This is a genomic window from Paracoccus sp. SMMA_5_TC (assembly GCF_009696685.2).
Lineage (GTDB): Bacteria > Pseudomonadota > Alphaproteobacteria > Rhodobacterales > Rhodobacteraceae > Paracoccus.
Map to the genome: position 1 here is coordinate 1,104,706 of NZ_CP102355.1, position 18,139 is coordinate 1,122,844.

Here is an 18,139-nt window from a genome sequence, read left to right on the forward strand (position 1 = left end):
TGTTTTTCGTAATGTTGCGCAGCGACTGCCACAAAGGCACGTAAAATTGCGCAACTTGACCCTAGGGCTATCCATTTGTGGTTGGAAAGTCAACAAGCCTGACGTAAATAAGACCCATGCAACCAGAGGAAGCCATGCAGAACAAGGTGAACGTTGCCACGGCAGGTGGCGAAAACCTGCTGTTCCTGACCGACGACCAGCTGCGCCGGGGGATAGAGGCGATGTTCTTTGCCTATCGCGCCTTTACCTCGGATCCCGACATGATCCTGGCGGAACTGGACTATGGGCGTGCCCATCATCGCGCGATGCATTTCATCAATCGCGAACCGGGGCTGACTGTGACCGCCTTGCTGGATGTGCTTGGTGTGACCAAGCAGTCGCTGAACCGGGTGCTGCGCACCCTGATCGACGACGGGCTGGTCGAAAGCCGCATCGGCCGCCGCGACCGCCGCGAACGCCAGCTGTATCTGACCGAAAAGGGCGCGGCGCTGGAACGTCAGCTGTCCGAGGCGCAGCGGGCGCGCATGCGTGCGGCCTATCGCGCCGCCGGGCCGCAGGCGGTCGCCGGTTTTCGGCAAGTGCTCGAGGCGATGATGGACCGCGACACCCTGCGGCAGTATCGTGCGCTGAGAGATGTGCAAGACAGCCCGTGACAATCCCCGATGACCTTCCTGGACCCGCAACCCGCCGCCCATATCCTGGTTGTCGATGACGATGAGCGCATTCGCAGCCTGCTGCGGCGCTTTCTGCTGAAGAACGGCTTTCTGGTCACCACCGCCCGCGACGCCGCCCAGGCGCGCCGCCTGCTGGGGGGGCTGGATTTCGACATGATCGTTCTGGACGTGATGATGCCGGGCGAGGATGGCATTGCCCTGACCCGCGACCTGCGCCGCAGCCTGACCACGCCCATCCTGCTTCTGACCGCCAAGGGGGAAACCCAGGACCGGATCGCCGGGCTGGAAAGCGGCGCCGACGATTATCTGCCGAAACCTTTCGAGCCGCGCGAACTGCTGCTGCGCATCGCCGCCATCCTGCGTCGCGTGCCGGTGACCGAACCCAAGGGGCCCAAGTTCCTGTCGCTGGGCTTTCTGCGCTATGACGCGGACAAGGGTGAATTATGGCAGGGCGATACCCCGCTGCGTCTCACCGGGACCGAACAGGCGCTGCTACGGCGACTGGCCGATACGCCGCGACAGCCGGTCAGCCGCGCCGAACTGATCGAGGATCTGGGCCGCAATCCGGGCGACGAGGCCGGCGACAACTCCGAACGCGCCATCGACGTGCAGATGACACGCCTGCGTCGCAAGATCGAACCCGATCCGAAAGAGCCGCGCTATCTGCAGACCGTGCGCGGCACCGGCTACATGCTGGTGCCGGACTAGGTCGCGAACGCTGCCTGCACACCGGTAAAAGGGGCCGCGCGGGCCCCTTTCGCTGATGCCGATTGCCAGAGGGCGTCAGACGAAGGCGCCGTGGCAGTGCTTGAACTTCTTGCCCGAGCCGCAGGGGCAGGGGTCGTTGCGCGACGGCTCGCCCCAGGTGGTGGGGTCGTTTTCATCGAAGCCGGCGGCGCGGGTCGCGACCTGGCCGCCTTCGGCCTCTTCGTGATGGGGTTGCAGCCGCGCCTGGGTTTCGGCCTGCTGCTGCTGGTATTCGCGCAGCATCTGTTCGCGTTCGGCATCGGTCAGCGGCCGGATGCGCGCCAGCTGCTGGGTAACGTCGAAGCGCAGCCCATCCAGCATGTTCTGGAACAGCTGGAATGCCTCGGTCTTGTATTCCGACAGCGGGTCGCGCTGGGCATAACCGCGGAAGCCCACGACCGAGCGCAGATGTTCCAGCGTCACCAGATGGTCGCGCCACTTGCTGTCGATCTGTTGCAGCAGCACCTGCTTTTCGATCTGGCGCATGTTCTCGGCGCCGAACTGTTCGGTCTTTTGCGCCATGTAGGCATCGGTGGCCTGTTGCAGCCTTTCGCGGATCTGTTCCTGGTCCACGCCATCCTCGGCCGCCCATTCCGCCAGCGGCAGGTCCATGTTCAACTGCTCGATCACCGCGCGATGCAGGCCCTCGACATCCCATTGCTCGGCATAGGCGCGCGGTGGCAGATACTGGTTGACCAGATCGTCGATGACCTGGCTGCGCATGTCTGCGGCCACTTCCTCGACCTCGTCGGTCTGCATGATCTCGAGCCGCTGGCCGAAGATCGCCTTGCGCTGATCGTTCATCACGTCGTCGAACTTCAGCAGCTGCTTGCGGATGTCGAAGTTGCGACCCTCGACCTTGGCCTGGGCGCGTTCCAGCGACTTGTTGACCCAGGGGTGAACGATGGCCTCGCCTTCCTTCATGCCCAGGGTGGACAGAACCTTGTCCAGCCGTTCCGAACCGAAGATCCGCATCAGGTCGTCTTCCAGAGACAGGAAGAACAGCGAGCGGCCCGGGTCGCCCTGCCGGCCCGAACGGCCGCGCAGCTGGTTGTCGATGCGGCGGCTTTCATGACGCTCGGTCGCCAGTACGAACAGCCCGCCGGCATCCAGAACCGCCTGCTTTTCGGCGGCGTGTTCGGCCTCGATGCGGGCGCGCACTTCGTCGGGATGTGCCGACGGATCGGCGGCCAGTGCCTCGAGCACCTTCATTTCCACGTTGCCGCCCAGCTGGATGTCGGTGCCGCGCCCGGCCATGTTGGTGGCGATAGTCACCGCGCCCAGCTTGCCCGCCTCGGCCACGATCTGGGCCTCTTGCTCGTGCTGGCGCGCATTCAGCACATTGTGCGGGATGCCGGCCCGGGTCAGCATCTGCGACAGCATCTCGGACTTCTCGATCGAGGTGGTGCCCACCAGGATCGGCTGGCCCTTGGCATGGGCTTGCTGGATCGCCTCCAGCACGGCGGCGTATTTTTCGGCCGCGGTGCGATAGACGCGGTCATGTTCGTCGATGCGCTGCACGGGGCGGTTGGTCGGCACCTCGACCACGCCCAGCTTGTAGATTTCGGCGAATTCTTCGGCCTCGGTGGCGGCGGTGCCGGTCATGCCCGACAGCTTTTCGTAAAGCCGGAAATAGTTCTGGAAGGTGACGCTGGCCAGGGTGACGTTTTCGGGCTGGATGGTGACGCCTTCCTTGGCCTCGATGGCCTGGTGCAGCCCGTCCGACAGCCGCCGGCCCTTCATCATCCGGCCGGTGAATTCATCGATCAGCACCACTTCGCCGTCGCGGACGATGTAGTGCTGATCGCGATGGAACAGCTTGTGGGCGCGCATCGCCTGGTTGGCGTGATGCACCAATGTGGTCGATTCCGGGTCGTAAAGCGTCTGGTCGGCCGGCAGGATGCCGGCAGCCTGAAGGCGCTTTTCCAGAAACTCGTTGCCTTCCTCGGTAAAGGTGGCGTTGCGCGATTTCTCGTCCAGCTTGTAATGTTCGGGCGTCAATTCGGGCATGAAGGCGTCCAGCGTGCGGTAAAGCTCGCTGCGGTCCTGGCTGGGCCCCGAGATGATCAGCGGCGTCCGCGCCTCGTCGATCAGGATGCTGTCGACCTCGTCCACGATGGCGAAGAAATGGCCGCGCTGGACCATCTGCTCGATCGAGCCCTTCATGTTGTCGCGCAGATAGTCGAAGCCCAGTTCGTTGTTGGTCGCATAGGTGACATCGGCGCGATAGGCCTGGCGCTTTTCCTCGTCGGGCTGGAAGGGATAGACCACGCCGGTGGTCATGCCCAGCTGGGCAAAGACCTTGCCCATCCAATGCGCGTCGCGCTTGGCCAGATAGTCGTTGACCGTGACGACATGCACGCCCTTGCCGGCCAGCGCGTTCAGATAGGCCGGGAAGGTGGCGACCAGGGTCTTGCCTTCGCCGGTCTTCATCTCGGCGATATTGCCCTGATGCAGGAAGATGCCGCCCATCAGCTGGGTATCGAAGGCCCGCAGCCCCAGGGCGCGGCGGGCGGCCTCGCGGCAATTGGCGAAGGCCTCGACCAGAAGCCGGTCCAGATCCTCGCCCGACTGGGCGCGACCCTGCAATTCGCGGGTCTTGCCGATCAGTTCGGCATCGGACAGGGCGCGAAAGGTCTCCTCTTGCGCATTGATCTGCGCCACCAGGGGGCGGACCGATTTCACCTTGCGGTCGTTGGGCGTGCCAAAGACCAGTTTCGCCAAGTTTCCGATGCCGAGCATGTGAGCCTTCAAAATCGCGTATCTGGGGGTGCGCGGGACGTTCCGCCCACTTGCCGCCACCGCTTGCCTTGCCCTATCACGGGGCGGGAAAAGTCGGCGACGGGCGCGCATTTTCGGTTGGGCCGGATGTATGCCTCGGGCGCCCAAGTGTCAATGTTTGCGCCCGTTCACCTGTCCGTGGAGGCGCCCGCCCATGAAAGGGAATGTCATGCTGAAACCGCTTCTTGCCGCCACGACGCTGATCGCGGCCTGGGGGCTGGCGCTGCCGGCGTCGGCGCAGGATGCCCAGACCGTTGTCGCCACCGTGAACGGCGAGGCGATCACCCTGGGCCAGATGATCGCCATGCGGCAAAGCCTGTCGCCCGAGATGACGCAGAACCTGCCGGATTCGGCGCTATGGGATCTGATGCTGGACCAGATGATCCGCCAGACCGCGGTGGCCCAGCAGGCCGGCGACCCGCTGAGCAAGCGCGACGCGGCGGCGCTGGAAATCGAACGGCGCGCCTATCTGGCTGGCTCGGTCCTGGAAAAGGTCGCGGCCCCCGATCCCAGCGAGGCCGAGCTGAAGGCTGCCTATGACGCCGCCTTTGGCGCCAGCGCCCCAGCCACCGAATACCATGCCGCGCATATCCTGGTGAAAACCCGCGACGAGGCCGAGGCGATCGCCGCCCAGATCAAGGATGGCGCCGATTTCGGCAAGCTGGCGGCCGAGAAATCGACCGACAATTCCGGCCCGAACCAGGGCGATCTGGGCTGGTTCCAGCCCGAACAGATGGTCGAACCCTTTGCCGAGGCGGTAAAGGCGCTGAAAAAGGGCGAGGTCTCGGCCCCGGTCGAAACCCAGTTCGGCTGGCATATCATCCGCCTGATCGACAGCCGCGAGGTGACGCCGCCCGCCTTCGACGAGGTCAAGGAGGAGCTGGCCGTGCAAGTGCGCCGCGACCGCGTGCAGGCCGAAATCGACAAGCGTCTGGCCGAGGCCAAGGTCGAAAAGACCCCCGATCTGGCGCCCGAACTGCTGAACAAGACCGATATCCTGGGGGAGTGATCCATGGCCAAGGCCGAGGACAAGAAGCCGGCGCTGTCTGACGCCGAAAAGCTCAAGGCGCTGAAAAAGAAGCTCAAGAAGCTCAAGACCGCCATGCGCGAGGCCGCGGCCAGCATCGAAGCACGCGCTCAGCCGGCGGCGCCCGCCGCCCCGGTCAAGCCCGCCAATCCGGTCTCGCCGCTTGCGCCCGCCGCCTTTCCGCGCCTGCCGGTGATCGAGGGCGTGGAATTCGCCGCCGGCGCGGCCGGGGTGAAATATCGCGACCGCACCGATGTGATGCTGGTGCGCCTGGCGCCAGGCACGTCGATCGCCGGCGCCTTCACCCGTTCATCGACCCGCGCGGCAAGCATTCTCGACTGTCAGGCCAAGCTGGCGCTGGCGCAGGACACCAGTGCCGGCGCCGCGATCATCGTCAATTCCGGAAACGCCAATGCCTTTACGGGCCAGCTGGGGCAGCAGGCCGTCGATCAGGTCACCGGCGGCGTCGCCAAGGCGCTGGGGGTTCCGACAGAGCGGGTGTTTTCCTCGTCGACAGGGGTCATCGGCGAACCGCTGCCGGCGGATCGCATTACCGCGATCATCGGCGATCTGACAAAGCGTCTGGATGCCCGGGCTGCGGCCGAGGCGGCGCGCGCGATCATGACCACCGACACCTTTCCCAAGGGCGCGACCGCGACCGTGCAGGGCGACGGCGGGCCAATCCGCATCGTCGGCATCGCCAAGGGTTCGGGCATGATCGCGCCCGACATGGCCACGATGCTGGTTTACATCTTCACCGATGCCCGTATCGCGCCCGATCTGCTGCAAAAGCTGCTGTCAACGCATCTGACCAACAGCTTCAACGCCATTACGGTGGACAGCGATACCTCGACCTCGGACGCGCTGATCCTGGCGGCCACCGGCACCTCGCCGGCAGCACCGATCACCGATCTGCGTGCGCCGGCGGCGCGCCGGTTTTCCCGCGGGCTGGGCCAGGTCATGCTGGATCTTGCGCAGCAGGTGGTGCGCGACGGAGAGGGGGCGACAAAATTCGTCGAGGTGCAGGTCACCGGCGCCGCCACCCAGCTGGATGCGCATCGCGTTGCCATGGCGATTGCCAATTCGCCGCTGGTCAAGACCGCCATCGCGGGCGAGGATGCGAACTGGGGCCGGGTGGTGATGGCTGTTGGCAAATCCGGCGCCAAGGCCGATCGCGACCGGCTGACGATCCGCTTCGGAGATCTGGTCCTGGCCGAAAACGGCTGGCGCGCCCCCGATTACGACGAGGCCGCGGCCAGCGCCTACATGAAGCGCGATCATCTGGTGATCGGCGTTGACCTGGGACTGGGCAAATGCCGGCGCACGGTCTGGACCTGCGACCTCACCCATCGCTACATCGACATCAACGCCGATTACCGCTCATGAAAACGGTTCTGGTCGCGGCGGTGGCGTTGATCGACGCCGATGGCCGGGTTCTGCTGGCGCAGCGCCCGCCGGGGAAATCTCTGGCGGGGCTGTGGGAATTTCCCGGCGGCAAGGTTGAACCCGGCGAAACCCCCGAAGCGGCGCTGATCCGCGAATTGCACGAGGAACTGGGCATCGACACCTGGGCGTCCTGCCTGGCGCCGCTGACCTTTGCCAGCCATACCTATGACGACTTTCACCTGCTGATGCCGCTGTTCGCCTGTCGGCGCTGGCAGGGGGTGCCGCAGCCGCGCGAAGGGCAGGCTCTGGCCTGGGCGCGGGCCGCTGACCTGTCGCGCTATCCGATGCCGCCCGCGGATATCCCGCTGATCCCGATCCTCCGCGACTGGCTGTAATGCATTTTCGCCACAGGCGGCGCGATTTTGCCAAGCCGCGCCCGCCGGAAGAACAAATTCTGGTTAACATCCTGTCTTTTTGTGCAAGCCTGAAGGTCTGTAGAGGAGGAGATCGGGACGTGATTCGCACCATCACCATTGGTAGCTGCATTTCTGTCCAGGGGATCTTTGAGCGCGCGGCCGAGAACGGCAGGATCGTGGTCCGCGTCGGAAGCAAGACCTATGAGGGCAAGCCCGTCCGGGCTTGAGCCAAACGGAAATGTGCCAGAGACCGGACGGGGCCTTGCGGGGCCCCGTTTTCCGTCGCGGCGTCGGGTGGTGACCCATCAAGATCAAGACCCATGCCAGCAGCGGCCGAAATCACTCAGCCGTAATGCGACGATCCAGGCGGCCACCGGCTGATTTCCTTGGCCACCAGGCGCTTGATCCGTCTAAGGTAGGGGTCGTGGATCTGGTGCACAATCCGGCCGGTGATGGTGAGGTAAAGATACTCTGCGCCCGACCCCAGATAGCCGCGCGCATGGACAAGATTGCAAGCGATCTGTTGTTCTGAGTGGTCAAGAGCATCCAGGGCGGCAAAGCGTCCCCCCCCAGAAGGCAAGGGCGGGCACCGCGCCGCCGGATGTGGCGACCCGGACGCGGCGCGTCTGCGACAGGAATCCATGGCACGGGTATTCGCGGCGCAGAAGGGGTGACAGCACGTCGCGACGGGCGTCCTCGGCCACTCCAAGCATCATGCCCCGGCACCGCCCCCCCGGGCGCCAGCGTCAGCATGTGACCGGGCTGTTCGAGCGAGCCGCGGGCCCGCAGCATCGCGATGCCGAAGGCACGGCGCCCGCCGAGCGCGGTGCGGGTGCTTCGCGCGACCACCTCGAAGCCGGGGTTCCAGATCAGCGAGCCATAGGCAAAAATTCGAAGCGGGCCGCCTATGTGAGCTGCAAATGCTGTTCAAGCGCGGCGTCGAATTCCGCCTCCGCGGCGCGGGTAAAGCGATTCGACGGCTCTTGCGGCACGCGGGGCCGCAACGGGCGACGCGTTCCGGCGTCAGGGCCGAGGGGGCGACTGCCCTGGGCGTTGACGCTGTTGCATGACCGCTAACCCGCATGGCGGCCTGATCTGCCGGGCAGGTTGACACAGGTTGCCGGTGGCTCGAAGCCGGGGCTTCACGGCCATAGGATCGTGACGATATCGCCAACCGCCACGCCACAGTCCTGGCGCGGGCGATTCCCTGGCTGCGGGACGGGCAGGCGGGCCGGGCGCGTTGTCCGGCATTTCGCCGGCTGATGCCGCGACGGCGCGCGGCCGCGGCCCGGTCAGCCGTCCCGCATGACGGGCCTGCCCTCAGGAAACCCCGGGGGGGCATTCTCGCGCCTCGCTGGCGATCGGACCGCGTGATGCCCGCAACCGGGGCTTCCCATGGGGCGAAGCAGCACCGCGTCCCCCGGCCGCCAGCAAGACGACCGGCAGCCATCGCTTTCGGCACAGCTGCTCTGCGCGCAGACGAAATCGCCCGCCTGCGCCAGGGGCGGCATGCGGGCGATTTGCCGGGCGGGGTCTTGCGCGACCCGCCCGGTCTGTTGTCACTGGCGGCTTACAGCTTGCGCTGCACCTCTTCGCGCTCGAAGATCTCGATGACATCGCCCTTGCGGATGTCGTCATAGTTTTCAAAGGCCATGCCGCATTCCTGGCCGGACTGCACTTCCTTGACCTCGTCCTTGAAGCGCTTGAGCGTTTTCAGCGTGCCTTCGTGGATCACCACGTTGTCGCGCAGCAGACGCACCCCGGCGGAACGCCGCGCCACGCCTTCGGTGACCAGGCAGCCGGCGACATTGCCCACGCCGGTGACACGGAATACCTCGCGGATTTCCGCATAGCCGATGAAATTCTCGCGCACTTCGGCCGACAGCAGGCCCGAGGCCGCCGCCTTGATGTCATCCACCAGGTCGTAGATGATCGAGTAATAGCGGATCTCGACACCTTTCTGGTTCGCGGCATTGCGCGCGGGCGCATTGGCGCGGACGTTGAAGCCGATGACCGGGGCGCGGCTGGCTTCCGCCAGGCCGACATCCGATTCGGTGATCGCGCCCACGCCGTAATGCAGCACGCGCACCCGAACCTCGTCGTTGCCGATCTTTTCCAGCGCCTGCACGATCGCCTCGGCCGAACCCTGCACGTCGGCCTTGACCACCACCGGCAGCTCGGCAACGTTCTCGTCCGCCTTGGCCTTTGCAAGCATCTGGTCCAGCGTGATGGCCGCACCGGCGGCTGCGCGCTTGTCCTTGGCGGCCTGGATCCGGTAATCGGCGATCTCGCGCGCCTGGGCCTCGGTTTCGACCACGTTCAGCACGTCACCGGCTTCGGGCGTGCCGTTGAGCCCCAGCACCTCGACCGGAACCGAGGGGCCGGCTTCGTCCACGCGCTCGCCCTTGTCGTTGATCAAGGCGCGCACCTTGCCCCACTGTTCGCCGACGACGAAGATGTCACCGCGCTTCAGCGTGCCGTTCTGAACCAGCACGGTGGCGACCGGGCCGCGGCCCACGTCCAGCTTGGCCTCGATCACCGCGCCCGAAGCCGGGCGGTCCGGATTGGCCTTCAGTTCGAGAATCTCGGCCTGCAGCGCGATCGCTTCCAGCAATTCGTCCAGGCCCTTGCCGGTCTTGGCCGAAACCTCGACATCCTGCACGTCGCCCGACAATGCCTCGACGACCACCTCATGCTGCAACAGATCGGTGCGCACCTTCTGCGGGTTGGCATCCGGCTTGTCGACCTTGTTGATGGCGACGATCATCGGCACCTTGGCGGCCTTGGCGTGATTGATCGCCTCGACCGTCTGCGGCATCACGGCATCATCGGCGGCAACCACCAGCACCACGATGTCCGTGACCTGCGCGCCCCGGGCCCGCATCGAGGTGAAGGCCGCATGGCCCGGCGTGTCGAGGAAGGTCAGCACGGCCCCGTTCGAGGCCTTGACCTGATAGGCGCCGATATGCTGGGTGATGCCCCCGGCTTCGCCCGACACCACATTGGTGTGCCGGATCGCATCCAGAAGCGATGTCTTGCCGTGGTCGACATGGCCCATGATGGTGATGATCGGTGCGCGGGGGCGCAGATCCTCGGGCCGGTCCTCGACCTGGTCGATCACCTGTTCGACATCGGCATCGCTGACGCGCACGGCGCGATGGCCGAATTCGTCGATGACCAGTTCGGCCGTGTCGGCGTCGATGGACTGGTTGGCCGTGACCATCATGCCCATTTTCATCAGCGACTTGACGACATCGGCGGCGCGTTCGGCCATGCGGTTGGCCAGTTCCGACACGACGATGGTCTCGGGCAGCTGCACGTCGCGGACCTGCTTTTCGGCGCGTTGGTGGCCACCCATCGCCTTCTGGCGGGCCTTTTCCTGCTTGCGCTTCATCGCCGCCAGACTGCGCTGGCGCCCGCCTTCACCGTCCAGCGCCTGGCTCAGCGACAGCTTGCCGGTGCGGCGATTGTCGTCGCGCGCCTTGGCGCGGCTGTCGCGATCATCGGCGCCTGCTGTCCGGGTATCGCGGTCGCGATCGGTCTTGCGCGGGCCGGCGGCGCTGACACCCTTGGTCTCGGCGCGCACGGCAGCGGCTTCGACCGCGGCACGGTCGGCAGGGCTGGCTGGACGGGCCTCGGCCTTGGGCTTGGTAACCTCGGCCTTCTTGCGCTCGCGCAATTCGGCCTCGCGCGCGCGGCGCTCGTCCTCTTCGGCTTTCAGCCGCAGCGCCTCTTCGCGCTCGCGCTCTTCGCGCTCCTTGGCTTCCAGTTCCTGCCTGCGGCGCTCGCGTTCTTCCTCGCGCGCCTTTTCTTCGGCGGCGCGCTGGGCGGCCTCTTCGGCTTCGCGGGCCTTCGCTGCCTTCAGCGCGGCCAGGCGGCGCTCCATTTCGGCATCCGAGATCCCTGCGGGGCGTTTGGAAGGATCGCCGGCCACCGCCGCGGGCGTGCCCGAGCGCGAACCGGCCGCCGCCGCACCGGCCTTGCCCGGCACGACCACGCGCTTGCGCTTGGTCTCGACCACCACATTATGGGTCCGCCCGTGGCTGAAGCTTTGCTTCACATGGCCCGAACGGCCGCCACCAAGACCCAGGGGTTTCTTTCCGTCGTTGTCGCTCATCCGATCTTCATTCCTTCCCGGCGGCCGAATCGCCGCCGTCATGCCCGCGCAGACCCGTCAGTCTGCTGGCGTCCCTGATCAATTTGTCCGTCAGGCCCCCCGGCGCAAGCGCGCTGTGTATGACATGATCGCGCCCAAAGGACAAACCCAATTCTGAGGCGGTCAGGCAGCCGAACCACCGCCCGCCCGGCGGTGTCCACAGCTTGCCCTTGCCCCGGTCGGAACCGTCGCTGGCCTGCAACAGCACCTTGGCCTTGCCGCTGGCCAGCCAGTCCTTGACCTTTTCAAAACCGGCGACGGCCAGACCGGCCTTGCGCGCGAGCGACAGCGTATCGGTCACGCGCCGCGCCAGCCCGGATTCGATCATCGCCAGCAGCTCTGGCGGTGCGGTGACGCGCGCCTTGGCGCCACGCGAAAACAAACCCTTGCTGGCGGCGCGATCCAGGGCCGCCCGATCGGCCAGCACCCAGAATCCGCGCCCAGGCAGCTTTTCGGCCAGATCCGGAACCACCTGCCCATCCGGTCCGGCGACAAAGCGGATCAGCCCGGCCCGAGGCTGAACCTCGCCCGTGACGATGCAGCGCCGTTCGGGCGTTTCGCGGTCCTTGATGCGGCCCCCGCGCGTCATGAGCGATCCGGGGCGTTACACCCCGGCCCCCTGTTCATCATCGGTGCCTTCGGCCGAATCGGCTTCCAGCTCGGTCGGATCGACCCAGCCCAGCATGACGCGGGCGGTCATCACCATGTTCTGCGCATCTTCCAGCGTCACGCCAAAAGGTTCCAGGATTCCGTCATCCTTCACGCGCTGACCTTTCTGGGTCGTCCAGCCGCCGGCCAGTTCCCAATCGGCGCAGGTGGCGAAATCCTCAAGGGTCTTGACGCCGTCCTTGGCCAGGGCTTCGGCCATCTGCGGGGTAATGCCCTCGAACTCGATCAGGCTGTCCTCGGCCCCCAGGGCACGGGCATTTTCCAGCGCCGCCTTGCTTGCGGCCTCGAGATGCTCGCGCGCCCGGGTCTGCAGTTCCTCGGCGGTCGATTCGTCGACGCCGTCGATCGACAACAGCTCGTCCAGGTCGACATAGGCGACCTCTTCCAGATTGGTGAAGCCTTCCGCGACCAGCAGCTGGGCGAAGAATTCGTCCAGATCCAGCGTGTCCATGAACAGCTTGGTGCGGGCATTGAACTCGGCCTGACGGCGTTTGGATTCCTCTTCCTCGGTCAGGATGTCGATGTCGAGCCCGGTCAGCTGGCTGGCCAGACGCACGTTCTGGCCGCGCCGGCCGATGGCCAGGCTCAGCTGTTCGTCCGGCACCACCACCTCGATGCGGGTCGCATCCTCGTCAAAAACGACCTTGGCGACCTCGGCCGGTTGCAGGGCATTGACAAGGAAGGTGGCCTGATCCTCGGACCAGGGGATGATGTCGATCTTTTCGCCCTGAAGTTCCCCGACCACCGCCTGCACGCGGCTGCCCCGCATGCCGACGCAGGCGCCTACCGGATCGATCGAATTGTCATAGCTGATGACGGCGATCTTGGCGCGCGAGCCCGGGTCGCGGGCGACGGCCTTGATCTCGATCACGCCGTCGTAGATTTCGGGAACCTCCATCTTGAACAGTTCGGCCATGAACTGCGGATCGGTGCGCGACAGGAAGATCTGGGGCCCGCGGGCCTCGCGGCGCACATCCTTGACATAGGCGCGGATGCGGTCGTTCGGGCGATAGCTTTCGCGGCCGATCTTTTCGTTGCGGCGCAGGATCGCCTCGCCCCGGCCGACATCGACGATGATGTTGCCGTATTCCTCGCGCTTGACCACACCGTTGATGATGGTGCCGACGCGGTCCTTGAATTCCTCATATTGACGATCACGCTCGGCCTCGCGGACCTTTTGCAGGATCACCTGCTTGGCCGATTGCGCGGCGATACGGCCCAGGTCGACCGGCGGCACCTGTTCCTCGAACACGTCGCCGGGCTGCGGCAGGCCGCTGAAATCGGTCAGCGGCTGACCGTCGCGCAACCAGGTCGAACGACCATCCTTTGCCGGGGCGAAATAGACGCGCGCCTGCTCTGCGGTGAACTCGGCCTGATAGTTTTCGACGGCGTCATCCGCCACCACCGTGCGGGCCCGGGTGAAGGTGGCGTTTCCGGTCTTGCGGTCGATATGGACACGGATGTCCATTTCCGATCCGTAGCGCGACTTGGCGGCGCGGGCCAGGCTGTCCTCCATCGCCTCGATCACCAGATCGGGGTCGATCATCTTTTCGCGCGCGACCGCCTCGGCGGTCTGGAGCAGCTCAAGCTGGTTGGCAGAGGTGATGGCCATTCCTCACTCCTTCAGGCCGGCATCGCCGGCTTCCGTTTCGATCTCGTCAAAGGCGGCCTCGTCCAGGTGGTCGATCGGCACGCCAGCGTCCTTTTTCTGCCGCAGCATCTCGGCAATCAGTTCGTCGGTCAGCACCAGCTTGGCATCCGACAGCCAGTCGAAATTCAGGCCGATGGTATGGGTTTCGCCGCCCTCGTCGATGTTGATCAGCACCTCGTCGCCCTCGACCCCGGCCAGCACGCCCTTGAAGCGCTTGCGCCCGTCGATGGGCTGATTGGTCTCGACGCGGGCCTCATAGCCCTCGAAGGCGGCAAAGTCCTTCAGCCGGGTCAGTGGCCGATCGATGCCGGGGCTGCTGACCTCGAGGTGGTAATTGTCCTCGATCGGATCCTCGACATCCAGAACCGCGCTGACGGCGGTGGAGATATCGGCGCAATCATCGACATTGATCCCGCCTTCGGGACGGTCGGCCATGATCTGCAGCGTTGCGGTCTTGCCCCCCTGCAGACGGATCCGCACCAGTTCAAACCCCAGATCCTCGATCACCGGGGCGATGATTTCGGCCAGGCGCCGGTCGATGGCGGTCTTGGCGATGAGGTCCGTCATGATGATCCCCCAAATACGAAAAACGGGCCAAGCGGCCCGTGCGTCTTACCGGTGGGCAGATTTTGGACACCTGCGCCGCTGTCGAGGCCCATATAGGCCCGTTGCGCTGCAATTGCAAGGTAAACCGTGCAATCCGCGGCCGACCCTCAGAAGCCTTGCGGATTGTCGCGCCAGACGCGGAAATTCAGCGCCCCGGCAAGCGTCAGCCAGGCCAGGTAGGGCAACAGCAGCGCACCGGCCACCCAGTCCATCCGGAAGGCCACGACGATCAAAGCCGCCACCACCAGCCATAGCAGCGACAGGATGGCCATCCCAGCGCCCAGCCGTCGCGCCCCGAAGAATACCGGCGTCCACAGCGTGTTCAGCGCGATCTGCGCGGACCACAGCGCCAGTGCCAGACCCGCGCCGGGCAGGGCCGCCAGCCGTGTGGCCGACCAGGCCATCAACAGATAAAGCGTCGTCCAGGCAAGTGGAAACACCCAGTTGGGCGGCGTGAATGAAGGCTTGCGCAATCCCGAATACCAGGCGCCGGGTTGAAAGATCAGACCGGTGGCCGCGGCGGCGGCACAGGCCAGCAGGAATACGGCGAAAGTCATGCGTCAGCGTCCCGGATTGCATCTGCCCGTTCGCGGGCCATGTCGCGTAAACCGTCCATCACCCGCACAAGTTCCGCAGCGATTCGCGGCTCGCTCAGCGCATGTCCCGATGCGGGGACCATGCGCAGCTCGGCCCGGTCCCAGCCGCGCGCCAGCGCCCAGGCCGAGGCCGGAGGGCAGACCATGTCATAGCGGCCCTGCACGATCACCGCCGGGATATGTTCGATGCGGTGGCGGTCCCGCAGAATCTGGCCCTCGTCCAGAAAGCAGCCGTTGGCGAAATAATGGTTCTCAAGCCGGGCAAAGGCGCGGGCATAATCGGGCGGGGCATAGCCCGGGCCTGTGATTTCCAGCCCCGCCAGCGCGTTTTCCCAGATCAGCCAGGGCAGGGCAAAGCGCGCCTCTTGCCCGCGGTCGCCGCTGAACAGGCGCCGGTGATAGGCGCCGATCATGTCGTCGCGCTCGGCCTCGGGGATCGGGGCCTGGAATTCGGCCCAGCGGTCGGGAAAGAAACGGGCCACGCCGCCGCCATAGAACCAGTCCAGTTCGTTGCGCTGCCCAAGGAACACGCCACGCAGGATCAGCCCGGAAACCGCGTGCGGATGCGCCTGGGCATAGGCCAGCGCCAGCGTCGAGCCCCAGCTGCCCCCGAACAGGATCGCCCGTTCGATGCCAAGTTGGCGGCGGATCAGGTCGATGTCGGCGATCAGATGCGCGGTGGTATTGGCGGCAACCTCGGCATAGGGGCGCGACCGGCCGCAGCCCCGCTGATCGAACAGGATCGCACGGTAATGCGAGGGGTCGAAAAAGCGGCGCATGAACGGGCTGCAGCCGCCGCCCGGGCCGCCGTGCAGCACGATCACCGGTTCGCCATCTGCTGCGCCGCTTTGTTCGACATGCAGTTGGTGGCCGTCGCCGACGGCGATCACGCGCCGGTCGAAGGGTTCTACCGCCGGATGCAGCCTTCCCGGCGACGCTGCCGCGCCGATTTGCCCTGCCAATCTGTCCATGGGGCCACTATATAACGCTCTGCGCGCGCCCGCCACACGAAGGACGGCCTGATGACCCGAACACCCACCCCCAGCAGCATCGACCCGGCCGAGATCGCCAAGTTCCAGGCCATGGCCCGTGACTGGTGGGATCCGACCGGCAAGTTCAAGCCGCTGCACATGCTGAACCCGACCCGGCTTGATTATGTGACCGGCCAGATCGCTGCCCAGTTCGGGCGCGACCTGACCGACGCGGCGCCATTTCAGGGGCTGCGCATCCTGGACATCGGCTGCGGCGGCGGGTTGATGTCGGAGCCGATGGCCCGGCTGGGCGCGCAGGTGACCGGCGCCGACGCGGCCGAGCGCAACATCGCCGTGGCCAGCCTGCACGCGCAGGAGCAAGGTTTGGCGATCGATTACCGCGCCAGCACGGCCGAGGATCTGCTGGCCGAAGGGCAGGTCTATGACGTGGTGCTGGCGCTGGAGATCGTCGAACATGTTGCCGATCCCGCGGCCTTCGTCGCCACCTGCCACGATCTGCTGCGTCCTGGCGGCCTGGCGATCCAGTCGACGCTGAACCGCACCGCGCGCAGCTTTGCCGCCGCCATTATCGGCGCCGAATGGGTCATGCGCTGGCTGCCCAGGGGCACGCATGACTGGCGCCGCTTCATCACCCCCGATGAGCTGGCGCGCATGAACCAGGATGCCGGCCTGCGGGTGCTGGACCGCTGCGGCATGGTGTTCAACCCGCTGGGGTGGAGCTGGTCGCTGTCGCATCGCGACCTGTCGGTGAACTATGCCCTGACCGCCCTGCGCCCCGCGTAAGGCTGGCTCAGCGCAAAGCACTTCCCCTGGGCTCGCGCCGCGACGCGCCGGGCTGGGATTCGTGGCGCAGGGTTTCTTCCAGCTGGCGGCGCAGCAGCCGCAGCACCGGCAGGGCAGCCCGGACCCGATCGGCGCCGATGTCGCGCACCACATCGGCAATCCTGGGCATGAAGGCCGCCAGCGCCGCGTCGCGTGCGGCGCGCCCGGCCGGGCTGATGGCCACGAACTTGCGCCGGGCATCGTCCCAATCCGGGCGAATGTGGATATGGCCCGCCCATTCCAGCCGCGACAGCGTGTTGGTCATGGCGCCGCGGGTGACGTGGAACGCCTCGGCCAGTTCGGCGGGCGTGCGTTCGACATTCAGATGCGCCAGCAGGTTCAGCACCGAAAAATGCGAGATCTGCATCCCTTTGGGCAGGGCCTTGCCGATCAGGTCGCGCGCCAGCTGGTCGGCGATGAACACCTCGGAAAACAGGCTGGCAGCCAGCGCATCGGCAGAGGCCTCTCCGGGCCCGTTCTGGCCTTCGGTAGCTTTGTCGATCATGGGCCTGTGAACTTCCGGTCATGGGTCAGCGAAGGGATGCGGGAACGTGCCCCGAGAACCGCGGCCGGGTCAAGCGTCACCAGGGTGACGCCGGGTTCGCTGCCGCCATCGGCCAGAACCTCGCCCCAGGGGCTGACGGCCAGCGAATGGCCATAGCTGCGGCGCGCCCGGCGGTCGGGATCCAAGGTGCTGACATGGGTGCCGCATTGGGCCGGGGCCAGGACGAAGCAGCCGGTCTCGATGGCGCGGGCGCGCAGCAGCACGTGCCAATGCGCCGCGCCGGTGGTGTCGTTGAAGGCGGCGGGCACGGTCAGCACCTGCGCGCCGGCCTGCGCCAGGGCGCGATACAGATAGGCAAAGCGCAAATCATAGCACACGCTCATCCCCACCGGCAGCGGCCCCTGCGCCAGCACCGCCCGGTCGCCCGGCCGGAACGCCGCCGATTCGCAATAGCTTTCGCTGTCCGAGATGGTGACGTCGAACATGTGCAGCTTGTCGTATTGCGCGCGGATGCTGCCATCGGGCGCGATCAGGAAGCTGCGATTGACAAAGCGGTCGTCTGTCCTGTCCTCACCCAGCAGCGACAGCGACCCGATCAGCAGCCAGATGCCCAGTTCGCGCGCATCTGCCCGCAGCGCCGCCAGGGTCGGGTCGCGGTCCTGTGGTTGCAGCAGTCGGCGCTGGCTGTCGCGGTCGGCGCCAAGCAGGTTGGTCGCCTCGGGCGTCAGAACCCAGGTGGCGCCGCCGGCAGCGGCCTGGCGCAGCAGATCGCGCGTGACGGGCAGGTTGCGCTGCGGATCGTCCGAGACGCAAAGCTGCACCAGTCCCACGGTCAGCGGCTGTGTCATGCCCGCAGCCCCAGCAGGCGATCCAATCCACCCTGACGGTCCAGCGCATGCAGATCGTCGCTGCCGCCGACATGCTGGCCGTCGATGAAGATCTGCGGCACGGTGCGGCGACCACCGGCGCGCTGGGTCATGGCGACGCGCAGCTGCGGATCGCGGCTGACATCGGTTTCCTGATAGGCCACGCCCTTGCGCGCCAGCAACGCCTTCGCCGCCAGGCAATAGGGGCAGGTGGGGGTGGTATAGATCTCGACCTTGGCCATGGG

The 18,139-nt window shown here is 66.1% G+C and carries 18 protein-coding genes; 7 read left to right on the forward strand and 11 right to left on the reverse strand.

What is annotated here, in order from left to right:
- Window positions 1-134 precede the first annotated feature (134 nt).
- The gene (locus GB880_RS05505; RefSeq protein WP_154492232.1) at window positions 135-653 is read left to right on the forward strand and encodes a MarR family winged helix-turn-helix transcriptional regulator; all 519 of its coding nucleotides are present in this window, start codon (window positions 135-137) and stop codon (window positions 651-653) included.
- A gap of 9 nt (window positions 654-662) precedes the next feature.
- The gene (locus GB880_RS05510; RefSeq protein WP_154492234.1) at window positions 663-1,382 is read left to right on the forward strand and encodes a response regulator; all 720 of its coding nucleotides are present in this window, start codon (window positions 663-665) and stop codon (window positions 1,380-1,382) included.
- A 75-nt stretch (window positions 1,383-1,457) separates the two neighbouring features.
- On the opposite strand, the gene secA is transcribed toward GB880_RS05510, so the two are convergent.
- Window positions 1,458-4,163: a preprotein translocase subunit SecA gene (secA, locus tag GB880_RS05515; RefSeq protein ID WP_154492236.1), complete on the reverse strand. Its 2,706-nt coding sequence runs from the start codon at window positions 4,161-4,163 to the stop codon at window positions 1,458-1,460.
- A 208-nt stretch (window positions 4,164-4,371) separates the two neighbouring features.
- Between secA and GB880_RS05520 the strand changes: the two genes are divergently transcribed.
- Genes GB880_RS05520 through GB880_RS05535 form a run of 4 tightly spaced genes read left to right on the forward strand, consistent with a single transcriptional unit; the run spans window position 4,372 to window position 7,258 of the window.
- Window positions 4,372-5,211: a peptidylprolyl isomerase gene (locus GB880_RS05520; protein ID WP_154492238.1), complete on the forward strand. Its 840-nt coding sequence runs from the start codon at window positions 4,372-4,374 to the stop codon at window positions 5,209-5,211.
- A gap of 3 nt (window positions 5,212-5,214) precedes the next feature.
- On the forward strand, window positions 5,215-6,615 hold the full coding sequence (gene argJ, locus GB880_RS05525; RefSeq protein WP_154492240.1) for a bifunctional glutamate N-acetyltransferase/amino-acid acetyltransferase ArgJ: 1,401 nt from the start codon (window positions 5,215-5,217) through the stop codon (window positions 6,613-6,615).
- The gene (locus GB880_RS05530; protein WP_154492242.1) at window positions 6,612-7,010 is read left to right on the forward strand and encodes a (deoxy)nucleoside triphosphate pyrophosphohydrolase; all 399 of its coding nucleotides are present in this window, start codon (window positions 6,612-6,614) and stop codon (window positions 7,008-7,010) included. Before argJ ends, GB880_RS05530 begins: the two co-directional genes overlap by 4 nt.
- Entirely contained in the window at window positions 7,010-7,258 is a 249-nt protein-coding gene (locus GB880_RS05535) for a hypothetical protein (RefSeq protein ID WP_154492244.1), read from the forward strand. The genes GB880_RS05530 and GB880_RS05535 overlap by 1 nt, the downstream gene beginning before the upstream one ends.
- A 112-nt stretch (window positions 7,259-7,370) precedes the next feature.
- Here the strand turns inward: GB880_RS05535 and GB880_RS15860 are convergent, their stop codons facing one another.
- The 7 genes from GB880_RS15860 to pip all read right to left on the reverse strand — a co-directional run bounded on the left by GB880_RS15860 (window position 7,371) and on the right by pip (window position 15,680).
- Complete coding sequence (locus GB880_RS15860; protein ID WP_442793771.1) at window positions 7,371-7,880, reverse strand: hypothetical protein; 510 nt, start codon at window positions 7,878-7,880, stop codon at window positions 7,371-7,373.
- Between the two features lie 721 nt (window positions 7,881-8,601).
- Entirely contained in the window at window positions 8,602-11,148 is a 2,547-nt protein-coding gene (gene infB, locus GB880_RS05540; protein WP_263467342.1) for a translation initiation factor IF-2, read from the reverse strand.
- A 7-nt stretch (window positions 11,149-11,155) separates the two neighbouring features.
- Entirely contained in the window at window positions 11,156-11,776 is a 621-nt protein-coding gene (locus GB880_RS05545; protein ID WP_154492246.1) for an RNA-binding protein, read from the reverse strand.
- A 15-nt stretch (window positions 11,777-11,791) separates the two neighbouring features.
- Complete coding sequence (nusA, locus tag GB880_RS05550; protein WP_154492248.1) at window positions 11,792-13,468, reverse strand: transcription termination factor NusA; 1,677 nt, start codon at window positions 13,466-13,468, stop codon at window positions 11,792-11,794.
- 3 nt (window positions 13,469-13,471) lie between these two features.
- Window positions 13,472-14,074, reverse strand: a complete 603-nt coding sequence (rimP, locus tag GB880_RS05555) for a ribosome maturation factor RimP (RefSeq protein ID WP_154492250.1) — start codon at window positions 14,072-14,074, stop codon at window positions 13,472-13,474.
- 146 nt (window positions 14,075-14,220) lie between these two features.
- A complete protein-coding gene (tspO, locus tag GB880_RS05560) occupies window positions 14,221-14,670 on the reverse strand; it encodes a tryptophan-rich sensory protein TspO (protein WP_154492252.1) in 450 nt (149 codons plus the stop codon).
- Window positions 14,667-15,680 carry a prolyl aminopeptidase gene (gene pip, locus GB880_RS05565; protein WP_154492254.1) on the reverse strand — a complete coding sequence of 338 codons (1,014 nt, stop codon included), beginning with the start codon at window positions 15,678-15,680 and terminating at the stop codon, window positions 14,667-14,669. The genes tspO and pip overlap by 4 nt, the downstream gene beginning before the upstream one ends.
- 51 nt (window positions 15,681-15,731) lie before the next feature.
- Here pip and ubiG point away from each other — a divergent pair, with 51 nt between their 5' ends.
- On the forward strand, window positions 15,732-16,484 hold the full coding sequence (ubiG, locus tag GB880_RS05570; RefSeq protein WP_154492256.1) for a bifunctional 2-polyprenyl-6-hydroxyphenol methylase/3-demethylubiquinol 3-O-methyltransferase UbiG: 753 nt from the start codon (window positions 15,732-15,734) through the stop codon (window positions 16,482-16,484).
- A gap of 7 nt (window positions 16,485-16,491) precedes the next feature.
- On the opposite strand, the gene GB880_RS05575 is transcribed toward ubiG, so the two are convergent.
- The 3 genes from GB880_RS05575 to grxC are packed head-to-tail and all read right to left on the reverse strand — an operon-like array spanning window position 16,492 to window position 18,136.
- Window positions 16,492-17,028, reverse strand: a complete 537-nt coding sequence (locus tag GB880_RS05575) for a MarR family winged helix-turn-helix transcriptional regulator (RefSeq protein WP_154492258.1) — start codon at window positions 17,026-17,028, stop codon at window positions 16,492-16,494.
- The gene (locus GB880_RS05580; RefSeq protein WP_195840767.1) at window positions 17,025-17,876 is read right to left on the reverse strand and encodes a carbon-nitrogen hydrolase family protein; all 852 of its coding nucleotides are present in this window, start codon (window positions 17,874-17,876) and stop codon (window positions 17,025-17,027) included. Before GB880_RS05580 ends, GB880_RS05575 begins: the two co-directional genes overlap by 4 nt.
- Window positions 17,873-18,136, reverse strand: a complete 264-nt coding sequence (grxC, locus tag GB880_RS05585; RefSeq protein WP_154492260.1) for a glutaredoxin 3 — start codon at window positions 18,134-18,136, stop codon at window positions 17,873-17,875. Before grxC ends, GB880_RS05580 begins: the two co-directional genes overlap by 4 nt.
- Window positions 18,137-18,139 lie beyond the last annotated feature (3 nt).

Coding starts and splice junctions, on each gene's coding strand:
- argJ (WP_154492240.1), top strand. CDS start 5,215: ATGGCCAAGGCCGAGGACAAGAAGCCGGCGCTGTCTGACGCCGAAAAG.
- GB880_RS05580 (WP_195840767.1), bottom strand. CDS start 17,876: ATGACACAGCCGCTGACCGTGGGACTGGTGCAGCTTTGCGTCTCGGAC.
- pip (WP_154492254.1), bottom strand. CDS start 15,680: ATGGACAGATTGGCAGGGCAAATCGGCGCGGCAGCGTCGCCGGGAAGG.
- GB880_RS05535 (WP_154492244.1), top strand. CDS start 7,010: ATGCATTTTCGCCACAGGCGGCGCGATTTTGCCAAGCCGCGCCCGCCG.
- ubiG (WP_154492256.1), top strand. CDS start 15,732: ATGACCCGAACACCCACCCCCAGCAGCATCGACCCGGCCGAGATCGCC.
- rimP (WP_154492250.1), bottom strand. CDS start 14,074: ATGACGGACCTCATCGCCAAGACCGCCATCGACCGGCGCCTGGCCGAA.
- GB880_RS05530 (WP_154492242.1), top strand. CDS start 6,612: ATGAAAACGGTTCTGGTCGCGGCGGTGGCGTTGATCGACGCCGATGGC.
- infB (WP_263467342.1), bottom strand. CDS start 11,148: ATGAGCGACAACGACGGAAAGAAACCCCTGGGTCTTGGTGGCGGCCGT.
- nusA (WP_154492248.1), bottom strand. CDS start 13,468: ATGGCCATCACCTCTGCCAACCAGCTTGAGCTGCTCCAGACCGCCGAG.
- GB880_RS05505 (WP_154492232.1), top strand. CDS start 135: ATGCAGAACAAGGTGAACGTTGCCACGGCAGGTGGCGAAAACCTGCTG.
- GB880_RS05545 (WP_154492246.1), bottom strand. CDS start 11,776: ATGACGCGCGGGGGCCGCATCAAGGACCGCGAAACGCCCGAACGGCGC.
- secA (WP_154492236.1), bottom strand. CDS start 4,163: ATGCTCGGCATCGGAAACTTGGCGAAACTGGTCTTTGGCACGCCCAAC.
- GB880_RS05520 (WP_154492238.1), top strand. CDS start 4,372: ATGCTGAAACCGCTTCTTGCCGCCACGACGCTGATCGCGGCCTGGGGG.
- tspO (WP_154492252.1), bottom strand. CDS start 14,670: ATGACTTTCGCCGTATTCCTGCTGGCCTGTGCCGCCGCCGCGGCCACC.
- GB880_RS05575 (WP_154492258.1), bottom strand. CDS start 17,028: ATGATCGACAAAGCTACCGAAGGCCAGAACGGGCCCGGAGAGGCCTCT.
- grxC (WP_154492260.1), bottom strand. CDS start 18,136: ATGGCCAAGGTCGAGATCTATACCACCCCCACCTGCCCCTATTGCCTG.
- GB880_RS05510 (WP_154492234.1), top strand. CDS start 663: ATGACCTTCCTGGACCCGCAACCCGCCGCCCATATCCTGGTTGTCGAT.